The organism is Pseudonocardia ailaonensis (genome assembly GCF_039531635.1).
In the GTDB taxonomy this organism is placed as follows: Bacteria; Actinomycetota; Actinomycetes; order Mycobacteriales; family Pseudonocardiaceae; genus Pseudonocardia; species Pseudonocardia ailaonensis.
Window position 1 is genome coordinate 90,192 of sequence record NZ_BAAAQK010000028.1, and the last position, 13,804, is coordinate 103,995.

14 protein-coding genes are annotated in these 13,804 nt (G+C 73.5%); 7 read left to right on the top strand and 7 right to left on the bottom strand.

Annotation, left to right across the window (positions count from 1 at the left end):
- Positions 1 to 433: 433 nt before the first annotated feature.
- Entirely contained in the window at positions 434 to 1,117 is a 684-nt protein-coding gene (locus ABD324_RS32785) for a VldE C-terminal domain-containing protein (protein ID WP_344426231.1), read from the top strand.
- Between the two features lie 88 nt (positions 1,118 to 1,205).
- Complete coding sequence (locus ABD324_RS32790; RefSeq protein WP_344426234.1) at positions 1,206 to 2,051, top strand: VldE C-terminal domain-containing protein; 846 nt, start codon at positions 1,206 to 1,208, stop codon at positions 2,049 to 2,051.
- Positions 2,052 to 2,060: 9 nt separating this feature from the next.
- On the opposite strand, the gene ABD324_RS32795 is transcribed toward ABD324_RS32790, so the two are convergent.
- Positions 2,061 to 2,498 carry a hypothetical protein gene (locus ABD324_RS32795; RefSeq protein WP_344426237.1) on the bottom strand — a complete coding sequence of 146 codons (438 nt, stop codon included), beginning with the start codon at positions 2,496 to 2,498 and terminating at the stop codon, positions 2,061 to 2,063.
- Between the two features lie 86 nt (positions 2,499 to 2,584).
- Here ABD324_RS32795 and ABD324_RS32800 point away from each other — a divergent pair, with 86 nt between their 5' ends.
- Together ABD324_RS32800 and ABD324_RS32805 are read left to right on the top strand one after the other, a co-directional pair.
- Positions 2,585 to 3,610, top strand: coding sequence for a 6-phosphofructokinase (locus ABD324_RS32800; protein ID WP_344426240.1), 1,026 nt, complete (start codon positions 2,585 to 2,587; stop codon positions 3,608 to 3,610).
- 52 nt (positions 3,611 to 3,662) lie between these two features.
- Positions 3,663 to 4,046 carry a hypothetical protein gene (locus ABD324_RS32805; RefSeq protein ID WP_344426242.1) on the top strand — a complete coding sequence of 128 codons (384 nt, stop codon included), beginning with the start codon at positions 3,663 to 3,665 and terminating at the stop codon, positions 4,044 to 4,046.
- 174 nt (positions 4,047 to 4,220) lie between these two features.
- Here ABD324_RS32805 and ABD324_RS32810 read toward each other — a convergent pair whose 3' ends face one another.
- From ABD324_RS32810 to ABD324_RS32820, 3 genes are all read right to left on the bottom strand, one after another.
- The gene (locus ABD324_RS32810; RefSeq protein WP_344426245.1) at positions 4,221 to 5,225 is read right to left on the bottom strand and encodes an AIR synthase related protein; all 1,005 of its coding nucleotides are present in this window, start codon (positions 5,223 to 5,225) and stop codon (positions 4,221 to 4,223) included.
- Complete coding sequence (locus ABD324_RS32815; protein ID WP_344426248.1) at positions 5,218 to 5,811, bottom strand: helix-turn-helix domain-containing protein; 594 nt, start codon at positions 5,809 to 5,811, stop codon at positions 5,218 to 5,220. The genes ABD324_RS32810 and ABD324_RS32815 overlap by 8 nt, the downstream gene beginning before the upstream one ends.
- Positions 5,812 to 5,888: 77 nt before the next feature.
- A complete protein-coding gene (locus ABD324_RS32820) occupies positions 5,889 to 6,656 on the bottom strand; it encodes a LuxR C-terminal-related transcriptional regulator (protein ID WP_344426251.1) in 768 nt (255 codons plus the stop codon).
- A 187-nt stretch (positions 6,657 to 6,843) separates the two neighbouring features.
- Between ABD324_RS32820 and ABD324_RS32825 the strand changes: the two genes are divergently transcribed.
- Positions 6,844 to 8,409, top strand: a complete 1,566-nt coding sequence (locus ABD324_RS32825) for a helix-turn-helix domain-containing protein (RefSeq protein ID WP_344426254.1) — start codon at positions 6,844 to 6,846, stop codon at positions 8,407 to 8,409.
- Between the two features lie 61 nt (positions 8,410 to 8,470).
- On the opposite strand, the gene ABD324_RS32830 is transcribed toward ABD324_RS32825, so the two are convergent.
- Positions 8,471 to 9,673 (bottom strand): MSMEG_0565 family glycosyltransferase, encoded by a 1,203-nt coding sequence (locus tag ABD324_RS32830; RefSeq protein ID WP_344426256.1) that lies wholly within the window; start codon positions 9,671 to 9,673, stop codon positions 8,471 to 8,473.
- A 62-nt stretch (positions 9,674 to 9,735) separates the two neighbouring features.
- Here ABD324_RS32830 and ABD324_RS32835 point away from each other — a divergent pair, with 62 nt between their 5' ends.
- Positions 9,736 to 10,893 carry an MSMEG_0568 family radical SAM protein gene (locus tag ABD324_RS32835; protein WP_344426258.1) on the top strand — a complete coding sequence of 386 codons (1,158 nt, stop codon included), beginning with the start codon at positions 9,736 to 9,738 and terminating at the stop codon, positions 10,891 to 10,893.
- 97 nt (positions 10,894 to 10,990) lie between these two features.
- On the top strand, positions 10,991 to 11,575 hold the full coding sequence (locus ABD324_RS32840; protein WP_344426260.1) for an MSMEG_0567/Sll0786 family nitrogen starvation N-acetyltransferase: 585 nt from the start codon (positions 10,991 to 10,993) through the stop codon (positions 11,573 to 11,575).
- Positions 11,576 to 11,622: 47 nt separating this feature from the next.
- On the opposite strand, the gene glmS is transcribed toward ABD324_RS32840, so the two are convergent.
- Together glmS and ABD324_RS32850 are read right to left on the bottom strand one after the other, a co-directional pair.
- The gene (gene glmS, locus ABD324_RS32845; RefSeq protein WP_344426262.1) at positions 11,623 to 13,458 is read right to left on the bottom strand and encodes a glutamine--fructose-6-phosphate transaminase (isomerizing); all 1,836 of its coding nucleotides are present in this window, start codon (positions 13,456 to 13,458) and stop codon (positions 11,623 to 11,625) included.
- 14 nt (positions 13,459 to 13,472) lie between these two features.
- Positions 13,473 to 13,742, bottom strand: a complete 270-nt coding sequence (locus tag ABD324_RS32850; RefSeq protein WP_344426265.1) for a hypothetical protein — start codon at positions 13,740 to 13,742, stop codon at positions 13,473 to 13,475.
- Positions 13,743 to 13,804: the final 62 nt, after the last annotated feature.

Genomic DNA, 13,804 nt, shown 5'->3' on the forward strand with positions numbered 1-13,804 from the left:
GTCTGCGCAGGTGACGGCCGCCACAAATGGTCGGAAATGCCGTTCACCGCGCCGCCGGACCCGATCGTCTCAGCACCGCAACCTCACCGAGCGGACATCTCCCCGACCCCCTAGCGTCGGTCGAGCCGGATCACGGAACGATCACGAACGGCACCGGGACGCCCCGAACGTCCCGGTCGGACTCCCCATCCGGAGCCGTTCGCCCGTCCCGCCGGCACCGCTCGACCCGTGACACCCACAACCGAAGACTCGAGAGGCACCAGTGGCCCGGCATCGCTCCCCACGAGGCCGCACCGCGTTCCCCCGCCCGGTGACGTCGTCCGAAGCACGGCGTCGCTCCCCCCGGTCGGGGGACGCGGTCCGGTCGCCCAGTACTCACTCCCCCGGCAGCCCGAAGACGGGCCTGCCCACCCCCGTCCGCCGCGGCGTCGGGGTGGCCCTGACCGCGGGCGGCGTCGCCGCGGTCGTCGCGGCCGCCATCCCGTCGTCCGTGCCCGCACCCGTGGCGGCCACCGGTCAGGCGGCCTTCACCCTGGCCGACGAGCCTGAGTCGCTCGCCGCGACACCCCGGGTCGGCCCACCCCCGGTGGTCGACGTCGACTCGCTCGCCAAGGCGGCCTCCACGGCGCTGCTGCAGAGCGGCGAGGCCCAGAAGCGGGTCGACGCGGCCAGGAGCGCCACCGAGGCGCGGGCCAAGGCGGCGCTGGCGGGCGAGACCGTGCGCACCCCCGCACCGGCCGTCGCCGCGTCATGCGGCATGAGCACGGCGAACCTCGGCGCGGTCAAGCCGTGGGTCAGCGCGGCGGTGAAGTTCCTGGGCTGCCGGTTCGGGCAGCCGCAGACCCTCGGCGTGGGCAGCCGCGGCAACGCGTCGGACCACCCGTCCGGCCTGGCCGCGGACTTCATGGTCAACCGGTCCACCGGGGACGCCCTGGCCGCCTGCGCCCTGCGCAACAAGGCGGCGCTGGGCATCAGCTACGTCATCTGGCAGCAGCGGATCAACTACGGCAGCGGCTGGCAGATGATGGAGGACCGGGGCGGCGCGACGGCGAACCACATGGACCACGTGCACATCTCGTTCGCCTCCTCGGCACCGGGCGGCACGCCCACCTGCTGACCGCTCGTCGCCCGCGCAGTGACGCACATCTCACCACGAGTCACCAATATCGGACGAATGCTCCACTCTCCGCTACGGTGACGGCGACGTGACGGCCCGGCTCCCCGACGGACCCGGATCGGACGATCCGCCCGGCTCGACTGCTCCCCGCATCCGCGAGCCGGCGGTCCGCCCGGGCCGTGCGCCCGAGAGGCTGATCGTGTCGCGGCACCGCTCCCCCACACCCGGCGTGGCCGCCGTGCGCCGTGGGCTCGCCGCGGCCGCGGCCGCGGTCACGGGCGGCGCGCTCGCGGTCGCCGCCCCGACCGTCACGATGCTGGCCGGCGGCTTAGCCCCGGAGCCCGGCGAGGCCCGCGTCGGCCTGGCCGGCTCGGCCCGCACCCCGGAGGCCGCGGCAAAGGAGGAACCGCCGCTGCGCGGGGCGACGCTCGCCGCGATGGCGCTACCCGTCCGGTACGACGACAGCGTGGATCCCGCGCGGAGTCTGCTGAAGTCCGCCGCGCTCAACGACGCCGCCCACACCGCCGAGGAGGCCCGCAAGGCCGCCGAGGCCCGCCTGAACTGCCCCGCCGACCTCTCGGCCCTCGGCGCCGTGAAGTCCTGGGTGCGCGACGCCGCCCGCTTCCTCTCCTGCCAGTTCGACGAGCCGGACCTCATCGGCGTCGCCGGCCGCGGCCGCGTCTCCGACCATCCGCGCGGCCTCGCCCTCGACCTGATGGCCCGCGGCGCCAAGGGCGACGAGATCGCCGCCTGCGCCCTGCGCAACCAGAAGGCCCTCGGCATCTCCTACGTCATCTGGGAGCAGCGGATCAACTACGGCTCCGGCTGGCAGCGCATGGAGGACCGGGGCAGCGCCACCGAGAACCACGTGGACCACGTCCACCTCTCCTTCACCTCGCGGCAGGGCTCCGGCACCCCCACCCCCTGCGGGTGAGTGGCACCGCTACTCACCCGCGGAGGGCGTCGCGGTGTGCCGCGGGTGGCCCCGGGTGCGGCGGCGTTCCTTCATCTCCGCCTCGAGGACGTGCCGGCGGCCCGCCATCAGGTCCTCGCGCAGCGCGCGTTCGGTGTCCGTGAGCGGGCCGTAGTAGCAGTCGTCGAACTCCTCGACGATCTGGAAGCTCCACCGGCCCTCGATCGCGTTGCGCCCCACCAGCTCCGTGGCGATCCGGTCCGCCCAGGCCTCGTGCCCGGTCGCGCGCAGGCCGTCCACGACGTCGTCGAGCATCGCGTCGGCGCCGCCCATCAGCTGGTGGAAGTCGTACAGCGCGCCGCGGGCGCGCTCGACGCGCTCCACCATCTCCGAGAGTTTTCCGACGGCGGCCACCAGCTCGTCGGAGGTGCCGGGCGGGCGGGCGTGGGCGGGATCGAGATCGGCCATGTCGCCGGGTACCCCAGCGCAGGCCCCCTCAGTGTGACGGCGGTAACATCGGAGTGTCTTCTGCATCGATGGAGAAGGAGTGCTGCATGCGTGTCGGGGTCCTCACCGGGGGCGGCGACTGCCCTGGTCTCAACGCCGTCCTGCGGGCGATCGTCCGCAAGGGGGTACCGGCGTACGGCCACGAGTTCGTCGGGTTCCGCGACGGCTGGCGCGGCGTCCTCGAGGGCGACGTGCGCCCGCTCGGCATCCCCGAGGTCCGCGGCCTGCTCCCGCGCGGCGGCACCGTGCTCGGTTCGAGCCGCACCAACCCCTTCGCCACGGACGACGGCGTCGACCGGATCCGCGGGACCCTGGCCGAGAGGGAGATCGACGCCCTGATCGCGATCGGCGGCGAGGACACCCTGGGCGTCGCCGCCAGGCTGCACGACGACGGGGTGCCGGTCGTCGGCGTCCCGAAGACGATCGACAACGACCTCGGCGGCACGGACTACACCTTCGGCTTCGACACCGCCGTCTCCATTGCGACCGAGGCCATCGACCGCCTCCACACCACCGCCGAGTCGCACCACCGCGTGCTGATCGTCGAGGTCATGGGCCGGCACGCCGGGTGGATCGCGGTGCACGCCGGCATGGCGGGCGGCGCCAACGCGATCCTGATCCCCGAGCGCCCCTTCGACGTCGACCAGGTGCAGGCCTGGGTGGAGAGCCGCTTCCGCGCCCAGTACGCGCCGATCATCGTGGTGTCCGAGGGCGCCATGCCGCTGGGCGGCGCGGAGGTGCTGCAGAGCGGGCAGACGGACGCGTTCGGGCACGCCCGGCTCGGCGGCGTCGGCGACTGGCTGGCCCACGAGATCGAGCGCCGCACCGGCAAGGAGGCCCGGACGACGGTGCTCGGCCACGTGCAGCGCGGCGGCACCCCGACCGCGCGGGACCGGTGGCTCGCCACCCGCTTCGGCCTGCACGCGATCGACGCCGTCCAGGCCGGCGAGTGGGGCATGATGGCGGCGCTGCGGGGCACGGACATCGTGATGGTGCCGTTGCTGGAGGCGACGAAGGAGCTGCGCCTCGTCGATCCCGCGCTCTACGCCGAGGCCGAGGTCTTCTTCGGCTGAGCTTTCATTCGGGGGAAACAATCCGGAAACGGGCCGGGCCTACAAAGGACGGGTGACGCCGTTCGGAGGAAGGCCCGCCCGGATCGACTGCCCCGCGGAGTGCCGCGCGGACACCGCCCGCCGTGCCCACCACGACCGGCTGCTGGCCGTCGAGTCGGACCCGGACGCTGTCCTCGACCTGTTCGAGACGGCCGTGACCTGGGCCGAGCTGGAGTACGACGAGTCCGCGACGGTCCCCCCGGCCCGTTGGGTGGAGTTCGCCCAGATGCACCGCTGGCAGAACCCGGAACGCGCGCTGCGGCTCTTCAGCACCGCCGCGGACGCCGCCCTCCGCGGCCGCCGCCCCACGAGCGATCCGCTGGTCCGGGCCTCGGGTGACGGCATCTGCCCCACCCTCGTCCCGGCCCCCACCCGCCACCTCCGCCTCGCCCCCTGACCGACCCCACACCCGCGAGTCGGCACTTTCAGGAGCACGAAAACCACGTTTCGGTCGTCGACCGGGACGTGGGACTCGGACGACCGACGATGCCGACTCGCGGGCGACGACCGGCCCCACGACGTCGTGTACGTGTGATTCGGACGACCGAAAGTGCCGACTCGCGGGGTTGGGCTAGCGGGGGAGGCCGGTGATCGCGGTGGTGGTCAGGTCCAGGACCTCGACCCGCTCGCCGTCCCGCGCCAGCGCGAGGATCCCGGTGTCGTCCAGGATTCCCACCGCCGCGGCGGCGAGGTCGCGGTCGGCGAAGGCGGCCAGGCACTCCGCCTCGCGGCCCGGTGGCACGCAGAGCAGGAAGCCGAAGCTCGGGAAGCAGGTGAACCACCGGGTCAGCGGCACCCCGGCGGGCGCCGGGACCGCGGAGACGTCGACCGTCACGCCGAGCCGGCCCGGCTCCAGCAGCATCGCCAGCGATCCGACGAGCCCTGCCATGCTGATGTCCTTGGCCGCCACCACGGTGCCCGCCTCCGCGAGCGCGCCGAGCAGCCGGACGTCACCCGCGCACCGGCGCCCGCGCGCCTCGAAGGCGGGGAAGAACGGGAAGTCCTCGCGCATCCGCCCGTCGAGCGCGGCGGCGACCACGAGCGTCTGACCGGGCGCGGCCCGCGTGACGGACAGCGGCGCGGCCGACGCCCCGACCGCGAACGCCGAGATCGCCGGCTCGCCGTCGTGCATCGTCAGGTGCCCGCCGACGATCGGGACGTCGAGCAGCTCCGCGGCCTCCCGCATCCCGGCGAGGGCCTTGCGCGCCACCGCTTCCGAGGCGACCACGGTGTCCACGATGCCGAGCGGGACCCCACCCATCGCGGCCACGTCGTTGACGTTCGTGAGCACGGCCGCGAACCCGGCGCCGTGCGGGTCGGCCGCGACGAACGGCGGGAACAGGGCCTCCCCGCAGGCGATGATCCCGTTCCCGACGACCGCGCCGTCGTCCCCCGGCCCGCCCTCCCAGTCCGTGTCGCCGAGCACCTCGCCGACCAGCGCGATCTCCGCCTTGGCGGCGAGCCCGGGATTGGCGAGGCACGCCGCGGCGATCTCCGCGAGCGAGTCGGGCGGGGGCGTCCCGGGGGTCGGCCCGGGGATCGGCACCGGGAGCAGCCCGGGGAGCGGCTCAGCCATCGAGCCGCACCCAGATCGCGCGGGCGGCGGCGTCCCCGGCGTTGCGCCACGAGTGCCCGCGGTCGGTCGGATAGTGCAGCGTGTCGCCCGGCCCGACCTCGTAGGTCGCGCCCGCGACCTCCACGCTCAACGTCCCCTCCAGCACGTGCACCAGCTCCTCGCCGCTGCGCCGCGGCCCGGTGTCCCCGCTCTCCCCGCCCGGTTCGACGACGGCGGCCACCCCGGCCGCGCGCAGGACGTCGGTCGGCGCGGCGATCCCTTGTGCCGCAACGCCCAGCGCCCCGGGAGCCCAGCCACGAGGTGCCGCGATCCGCTCCCCCGCCCGGACGTGGACGGCGACGGGCACGGCCGGTGTGACGTCGTCGACGAACGACGAGACGGGCTCCCCCAACGCCGACGCGAGCTTCAGGAGCGTGGTCACGGTGGGCACCATGTCCCCGCGCTCCACCTTGTGGACGGCGGCGGCGGACACGTCCGCCCGGACCGCCAGCTGCTGCAACGACAGGCCGAGGCGACTACGCGCGGCACGCACCTTCGGGCCGATCGCGTCCACGATCGGCTCCCATGCCGCAGGACCGGTACTCACGGGCGTTGAGCTTACTGGAGGCCCGTCTCCTATGGTGGAGAAGGTCGTCTCCGCAGGTCAGTGGGGATCGAGTGTCGTCAGACGATTCCCTGCCGGGCCGCGGTGTAGACGATCTCGGTGCGGCGGCGGACGTCGAGCTTGTCGCGGAGGTTGCGCACGTGGAACTTCACGGTCGCCTCGCTGATCACCAGCTCCGCGGCGATCTCCTTGTTGGAACGGCCGGTGGCCAGCAGCCGGAGCACCTGGTTCTCACGGCTGGTGAGCTGCGGGCCGTTCGGCGTGATCGCGTCGGCGCTGTCCTTCGGGTCCCGCAGGGCGTCCATCATCAGCGAGGTGATGCGCGAGTCGAACACGGCGTCGCCGCGCAGCAGGGTGCGGACGGCAGCCACGATGTCGGCGGTCTCGGCGCCCTTGCGGAGGTAGCCGTGCACGCCCAGGCGCACGGTGCGGAGCATGACCTCGCGGTCCCGGCAGCTGGTGAGCACCAGGATGCGGGTGCCGCGGTGGCGCTGCAGCAGCGCGCGGGCCACGTCGATGCCGGCCGAGTCGCCGCGGCCGAGGTCGACGTCGAGCAGCACGACGTCCGGGCGCAGCCGGTCCGCCGCCACGAGCGCGTCGCGGGGGGTCGCGGCCTCCCCGACGATGCGCAGGTCCGGCTCGGCAGCGAAGAGCTGGCGCAGGCCGAGGCGGACGATGCCCTCGCCGTCGACCACCAGGAGGCGGCCGGTGCGGACCGCCGCGATGCTCGAGTCGCCGCGGCCCGGCCCCGGTTCCCGGCCCGCCGTCGTCGGCACCCGGGTGGGGTGGGCGGGACGTGAGTCCAGGACGAGAACCTCAGCCGTCATCGCGAAGCCTCCGAACGTCGACGGGCGGTTGACGCCGCGACGGTAAGATGAGTCACGTTGCCCGTTCGTTGCACGCGCGCGTGCCCGCTCGGCGCACACCTTTCGGACAGGGCATCTTCGCCTTGCTCATCCGGGTGGGGGTGATGACATGATGGCTGGACGCAGGACGTCGGAAAGCGGAGTGCCGATGCCAGTCGACGGTGTGGTCGGGCGCGAGCCGGGTACCGGGGTGTCCGTGTCAGGTCTGCCCGAGTACGCCGGAGGAGCCGCCCGGAAGGCCGCTCACATGTTCGCCCGCAACGCGGCCCTCGACGAGCTGTTCGAGGCGGTGCTGGACGACACGGGCGATGCCGTGGTGCGCCCGCTCGTCTCCGAGTCCTGGCAGCGCAGCCTGGCCGCGGCCATCAACCCGGCCACCTCGCAGCCGCCCCTGCGCTTCGATCCCCGCGAGGGCCGCGAGCGCCTCTCCGCCCACCCGTTGCACGGGATCATGCCGCTCCTGCGCACCAACCTGGTGAGCATCGCCGAGGAGGCGATGCACGTCGTGGTGGTCACGGACGAGGAGGGCACGGTGCTGTGGCGCGAGGGCGCCAGCGCCGTGCTCCGGCGGGCGGACCGCGTCGGCCTGGTCGAGGGGTCCTGCTGGTCCGAGAAGGTCATCGGGACCAACGCCATGGGGACCACGCTCGCCGTCGGCCGTCCGGTCCAGATCCACTCCACCGAACACGTGGTGCGCGCGGTGCACGAGTGGACCTGCGTGGCCGCCCCCGTCCGGGACCCCGACACCGGCCGGGTCATCGGCGCCGTGGACATCACCGGGCCGCGGAGCACCCTGCACCCGGCGATGCTCGCCCTGGTCACGACGACCGCGCAGCTCGCCGAGACCCAGCTCCGCAGCCGGCTCGCGGTGGCGGACGAGCGGCTGCGCACCCGCAACCAGGCCCATCTGGCGAGCCTGCGCGGGACGCCCGGTGCGCTCGTCACCCCCACCGGCCGGATCATCGCCGGCGAGCCCTTCGGCGAGTGGCCGGAGCGGGTGGACCTCGAGGCGCTCACCGCGGGCGCGGCCCGGGTCCGGCTGGCGGACGGGCGGGAGATGCACGTCGAGCCGCTGGCCGAGGGCTTCCTGCTCAGCGCTGCGCGCCGGGCGGGATCGCGCCCGGCGAGCACCCCGCAGCACGCGCTGTCGTTGCGGTTCCTCGGCGAGGGCAGCCCCCGCCTGGTGCTCGACGGGGAGAGCCACGCGCTCACCCTGCGCCCGGCCGAGATCCTCACCGCGCTGGCGCTGCATCCCGAGGGCCTCACCGCCGAGCGGCTCGCCTTCCAGCTCTACGGCGACGACGGCAACCAGACCACCGTCCGCGGCGAGATCCACCGGCTGCGGGCGCTGCTCGGACCCGAGCTGCTCCGCACCCGTCCGTACCGGCTCGACGCGGTGGTGGACACGGATTTCGGCCGGGTCCGCCGGGCCCTGCAGGACGGCCGGGTCGCCGAGGCGCTGAAGGCCTGCGCCGGCCCGCTGCTGCCGCGCTCGGACGCCCCCGAGATCCGCGGGGTGCGAGACGAGCTGGAGGTCGGCCTTCGCCGCGCGGTGCTGGAGTCGGACGACGTCGAGCTGGTGCACAGCTTCACCACCCACCGGATGGGCCGGGACGATCTCGAGGCGCACGAGCTCCTCGTCGACCTCCTGCCCGTGGGCGACCCCCGCCGGGCCGTCGCGGAGTCGAGGGTGGCGCGGCTGCTCGCCGAGTAGCCCGCTCCCGATGAGCGAACGGCGCTCTCGTTCACACCTACTGAGCGACGGGGCCGTTCGCTCAGTGCTGGTGGGCGGCCGGCGCGCTCGCTCGACCCGGCACCTCCGGTGAGCGAACGGCACTGTCGTTCACACCTAGTGAGCGACTGGGCCGTTCGCTCAGGTCGGCGTAGACGCGCCGGTGGGCTTCGGCCGAGTTCTCCCAGGTGAAACCGGCTGCTGTGACGCGCCCGGCAGCGGCCAGACGCTCGCGGAGGTCCGCTTCGGTGATCATCCTGCGGAGCGCGGCGGCCAGGGCCACATCGTTCCCGACGGGTGGGAGCAGGGCGTCGACGTCGTGCGTCAGGTGCTCGCGGAAGACCAGGAGATCGCTCGCCACCACCGGCAGCCCGAGCGCCATGGCCTCGATCGCGACCAACCCGAAGCCCTCGGCGGTCGACGGGTAGCAGAGCACGTCCGCGGCCTCGTACCAGCCGGCGAGCTCGGCGTCGGTGAGCGTGCCGACCTCCCGGACCTCGACGCCCAGCGCGGCGGCCTCGGCGAGCGCGGCCTCCCGGTAGGGCGCGAAGTCCTGGAACGAGTGCCCGCCGACGATCACGAACACCGGATCGAGGTCCCGCAGCCGCGCCAGCGCGCGGATCGCGTGAACCGTGCCCTTGCGCGGCTCGATCCCGCCGACGCCGAGCAGCAGGAACCGGTCGGGTTTCGGGACCGCGGCGGGCCGGGCGAAGCGGGCGAGATCCACGCCGTTGGGGACGATCGTGGCGTCCACCCCGAAGTCCCGGGCCAGGATGTCTCGCCACATGTGGGACACCACGAGCACTCGGTCGGGCGCGACGATGGCCCGCCGCTGGCACTCCACCAGCACCGGGGTGGTGAAGTCGTCGACGTGGTGGGCGGTGCGCAGCACCGTGACGGGCGCGCCGGTGCGCTCGCGGGCGGCCAGCGCGGCGCTCGCGGCGAGGCAGTCCTGGGCGTGCAGGACGTCGAACTCGTCGATGCGCTCCGCGAGGGCCGTGGCCAGGCGTTCGATGCCGTCGAGGGTGCGTTCGGTGAGCGTGGTGCCCTCGCGGCGGGGCCCCGGGACGAGCGTGTGCGGCAGGTCGACCTCGCGGTAGAGCCGCTCCCCCAGGGCGATCAGGTGCACCGGCTGCCCGGCGCGGTGGAGCGCCTCACCGAGGCCGAGCGTGTGCACGTGCCCGCCCCGCGGGGTCGTCGAGTGACCGATCAGGGCCACCCGAGGTTCGTTGACGATGTTGCGCACGCGTCCACCATAGTGAATTCTCTTTTGGGAGACGAGCGTGTCCGATAGTGGAGGGATCCCGGATGACCGCGGTGGACGAGCGATCCTCGGTGGGGATCGCCGAACTGATCATGGACCTGCAGAGCGTGGGCCTGCGGATCGAGACCGTGCTGGAGACCTCCCGCAAGGGCGGCGCCGGGCCGTCGGACTCGGGGATGCTGTGGATCGAGGGCGTGCCGGTCACGGTGCCGCCGAGCTCCGTGTCCCCGTACTCGCTCCGTGCGGAGGACGACGGCCAGGGGATCTACCGCGACGGGGTGAAGGTCGCGTCGGTCTCGGGCACGAAGCGCCCGCGCTTCTACGACCTGGAGACCGCGGACGGTGTCCCCTACCACCAGATCGCGCTGCTGCACCTGGACTCGCTGGCGTCGACCGTCGTCCAGGCGTGCAACTACTGGGGCAACTCGGACCAGTGCGGCTTCTGCGGGATCGGGCTCTCGCTGGCCGCGGGCGCGACGATCGCGCGCAAGACGCCCGAGATGCTCGCCGAGGTGGCGGTCGCCGCGCGGGATCTCGACGGCGCGGTCGACGCCACGCTGACCACCGGCTCGTCCGTGGCCCCGGACCGCGGCGCGCTGTACGTCGCCCGCTGCGGGCAGGCGGTCAAGGAGGCCTCCGGGCTGCCGGTGGAGGTGCAGTTCGAGCCGCCGCGCTCGCTGGACGTGGTCAACGAGGTGCACGCCATGGGGATCGACTCGGTGGGCATCCACATCGAGACGTTCGACCCGGCCGTGCTGGAGCGGGTGGCGCCGGGCAAGTTCCGCACCGGCATCGACACCTACTTCCGCACGTGGGAGCGCGCGGTGTCGCTGTTCGGGGAGGGCCGGGTGTCGACGTATGTGATCCTCGGCATGGGCGAGGACCCGGACCTGACCGTCGAGATGTGCCGCCGCGCCGTCGACATGGGTGTGTACCCGTTCGTGGTGCCGTTGCGGCCGGTCGCGGGCTCGCTGATGGAGAACGTGCCGGCGCCCGCGCGGGAGTACACGGAGCCGATCTACCGCAAGGTCGCCGGCTTCCTGGAGGCGAAGGGGCTGGGCGCGGACACCGCGGTCGCGGGCTGCGCGCGCTGCCAGGCCTGCTCGTCGCTCAACCTGGTCCAGCAGAGCGGCGGCGCGACGCCGTGCGGTTCCGGGGGCGGCCCGGGGCTGCTCCAGATCGGGAAGCGGCCCGGGTCATGAGTGAGCGAACGGTGCGTTCGCTCACTAGGTGTGAGCCAGAGGGCCGCTCGCTCATCGGGGGTCGGCGGCTCGGGGGTCGGCGGCTCGGGGGTGTGCGGTGACGGCGGTCGTACCCGAGCCCGGGGCTCGCGTCATGGCCCTGCCGGAGGCGCGGATCCGGCCCGTGCGGCCGGTGAACGCGCTGGTCGGGGTGGATCCGGTGCACTGCAGGCCCGCGGTGCACGGGGCGGCGCTGGCCGCGCACCACGCGATCCGGCGCGCCGTGTTCGTCGAGGAACAGGGGCTGTTCGACGAGTCGGACGTCGACGCGCACGACGCCCGCGACGACGTGATCCACGTGTTGGCGACGCACCTCGGCCGCCCCGCCGGCACCGTGCGGCTCTACCCGATCGGCCCCGACGAGTGGCTCGGCGACCGGCTGGCCGTGCTGCCGCAGTACCGCGCGGCGGCGATCGGCGGCCCGCTCGTGCGGTTCGCGGTGGACACCGCCGGCGCCCGGGACGGCCGGATCATGCACGCGCACGTCCAGGTGGCCAACGAGCGCTTCTTCCACCGCCTGGGCTGGGCCACCGCGGGCGAGATCGAGACCTACGTCGGCACCCCGCACGTCCCCATGCAGATCGCTCTGACACCGCCGCAGACCGAGTGGCTCACCGGCCCCAAACGCATTATGGAGCCATAACTGTCATTTTCGGGGCTCGGAACGACAGTTGTGGCTCCATAATGCGGCTACTCGACGGTGACGGACTTCGCCAGGTTGCGGGGGCGGTCCACGTCGCGGTCGAGGGCGACCGCGGCGTGATAGGCCAGGAGCTGGAGCGGGACGCTCATCAGGATCGGGTCCAGCTCCGGCTCGTTGCGCGGGACCACGATCGTGCTGTCGGCGAGCTCCGCGGACAGCTCGCGGTGCGCCAGCGCGACCACCGGGCCGCGGCGGGCGCGGATCTCGGCGAGCGTGGAGGTGTTCTTCTCCAGCAGGTCGTCGTCCGGCACGCAGGCGACGGTGGGCAGCTCCGGGCTGACCAGGGCGAGCGGGCCGTGCTTGAGCTCGGCGGACGCATAGGCCTCGGCGTGGACGTACGAGACCTCCTTGAACTTCTGCGCGCCCTCCTTGGCCACCGGCCAGCCCCGCCGGCGGCCGATGAACAGCACGCTGTTGCGCTGGGCGATCTCCCCCGCCACCGCGGCGATGGCCCCTGTCCGCTTCTCGGCGTCGAGGATCTGCTCGACCTGCGCGGGCAGCGCCGCGAGCCCGTCGAGGATCCGGCGGCCCTCGGTGGGCGCGAGGTCGCGCATCCGGCCCAGGTGCACCGCGAGCAGCGCGAACGCCACGACGGTCGAGGTGAACGACTTGGTGGCCGCCACGGACATCTCCGGGCCGGCGTGGATGTAGATGCCGCCGTCGACCTGGCGGGCGATCGTCGAGCCGACGACGTTGATCACGCCGATCACCCGGCCGCCCTTGCGCTGCAGCTCCTGCACCGCGGCCAGGGTGTCCACGGTCTCGCCGGACTGGCTGACCGCGACGTAGAGGGTGTCCGGCTCGACGACCGGGTTGCGGTAGCGGAACTCCGACGCCGACTCGCTCGTCGCGGGCATCCGGGCCAGGTCCTCGATGAGCTGGGCGCCCAGGTCGCCCGCGTAGCAGGCCGAGCCGCAGCCGAGGATCTTCACCCGGCGGAACTCGCGGGCCTCGCGCACGGACAGGTTGAGCCCGCCGAGGTGCGCGGTGCTGAAACGCTCGTCGATGCGGCCGCGCAGGGTGCGCTCGATGGAGCGCGGCTGCTCGCCGATCTCCTTGATCAGGTAGTGCGCGTGGTCGCCGATCTCGGCGCCGACGACGTCCCAGTCGATCTCCGACGGCGACTTGGCCGTGGTCCGGTCGTCGAGGGTGTAGGTGCGGTAGCCGCCGGCGGTGATGGTGGCGAGCTCGCCGTCGTCGAGGTACACGACCTGGCGGGTGTGCCCGACGATCGCGGCGACGTCGCTCGCCACGTACATCTCCTTCTCGCCGATGCCCAGGAGCACCGGAGAGCCGTTGCGGGCCACCACGATCCGGTCCGGGTGCTCGATGTCGACGATCGCCAGCCCGTAGGCGCCCACGACCTGGCGCAGCGCCATCCGCACGGCGTGCTCGAGGTCCTCGGCGCCGTCGGCGAACGCCTTCGCGACCAGGTGCGCGACGGTCTCGGTGTCCGTCTGCGACACGAACTCCACACCGTCGGCGGTGAGCTTGGCGCGCAGCTCGTCCGCGTTCTCGATGATGCCGTTGTGCACCACGGCGATCCGGCCCGCGGTGTCGACGTGCGGGTGGGCGTTCTCGACGCTCGGCTCACCGTGGGTGGCCCAGCGGGTGTGCCCGATGCCGGGCGCGCCCCTGAACTTCGCCGGCAGGTCCGCCTCCAGGTCGGCGACCCGGCCGCTGACCTTGCGCACCTTGAGCGCGCCGCGCTGGACGACCGCGATGCCGGCCGAGTCGTAGCCCCGGTACTCCAGCCGGTTCAGTCCCTCGATGAGGACGGGCACGGCGTCACCCGCACCGACATATCCCACGATCCCGCACACAGGGCGCTCCTCACTCAGCCGTAGACCAGGCGGCGCAGCTGCCGCGCGGACAGCGCGGGGGGCGCCACCCGGCGGGCGGCCAGCTCGGCGCCGATCCGGTCGAAGATCCGGTCGTTGTGGAGCCCGCGGGTGCGCAGCTCCGCGTGCCGGCGGCGGACGAACTCCTCGGTCCGCTCCGCGAAGTAGGCCAGCACCTCGTCGACCACCCGGCTGGCCTCGCCCTCGCTGAGCGAGGAGCTGAGGACCAGGTGGGTCACCAGGTCGGGATGCGGCTCACCGGACACGGCGGCGACTCTGCCCGATCCCGCGCCCTTCCACCAAATCCGTGCCCGGTTTCGGGCACCGA

What these genes read in the sequence shown, in the direction of transcription:
- ABD324_RS32795 (WP_344426237.1), bottom strand. Translation starts at nt 2,498, where the DNA reads ATGGCCGATCTCGATCCCGCCCACGCCCGCCCGCCCGGCACCTCCGAC.
- ABD324_RS32800 (WP_344426240.1), top strand. Translation starts at nt 2,585, where the DNA reads ATGCGTGTCGGGGTCCTCACCGGGGGCGGCGACTGCCCTGGTCTCAAC.
- ABD324_RS32810 (WP_344426245.1), bottom strand. Translation starts at nt 5,225, where the DNA reads ATGGCTGAGCCGCTCCCCGGGCTGCTCCCGGTGCCGATCCCCGGGCCG.
- ABD324_RS32820 (WP_344426251.1), bottom strand. Translation starts at nt 6,656, where the DNA reads ATGACGGCTGAGGTTCTCGTCCTGGACTCACGTCCCGCCCACCCCACC.
- ABD324_RS32825 (WP_344426254.1), top strand. Translation starts at nt 6,844, where the DNA reads ATGCCAGTCGACGGTGTGGTCGGGCGCGAGCCGGGTACCGGGGTGTCC.
- ABD324_RS32835 (WP_344426258.1), top strand. Translation starts at nt 9,736, where the DNA reads ATGACCGCGGTGGACGAGCGATCCTCGGTGGGGATCGCCGAACTGATC.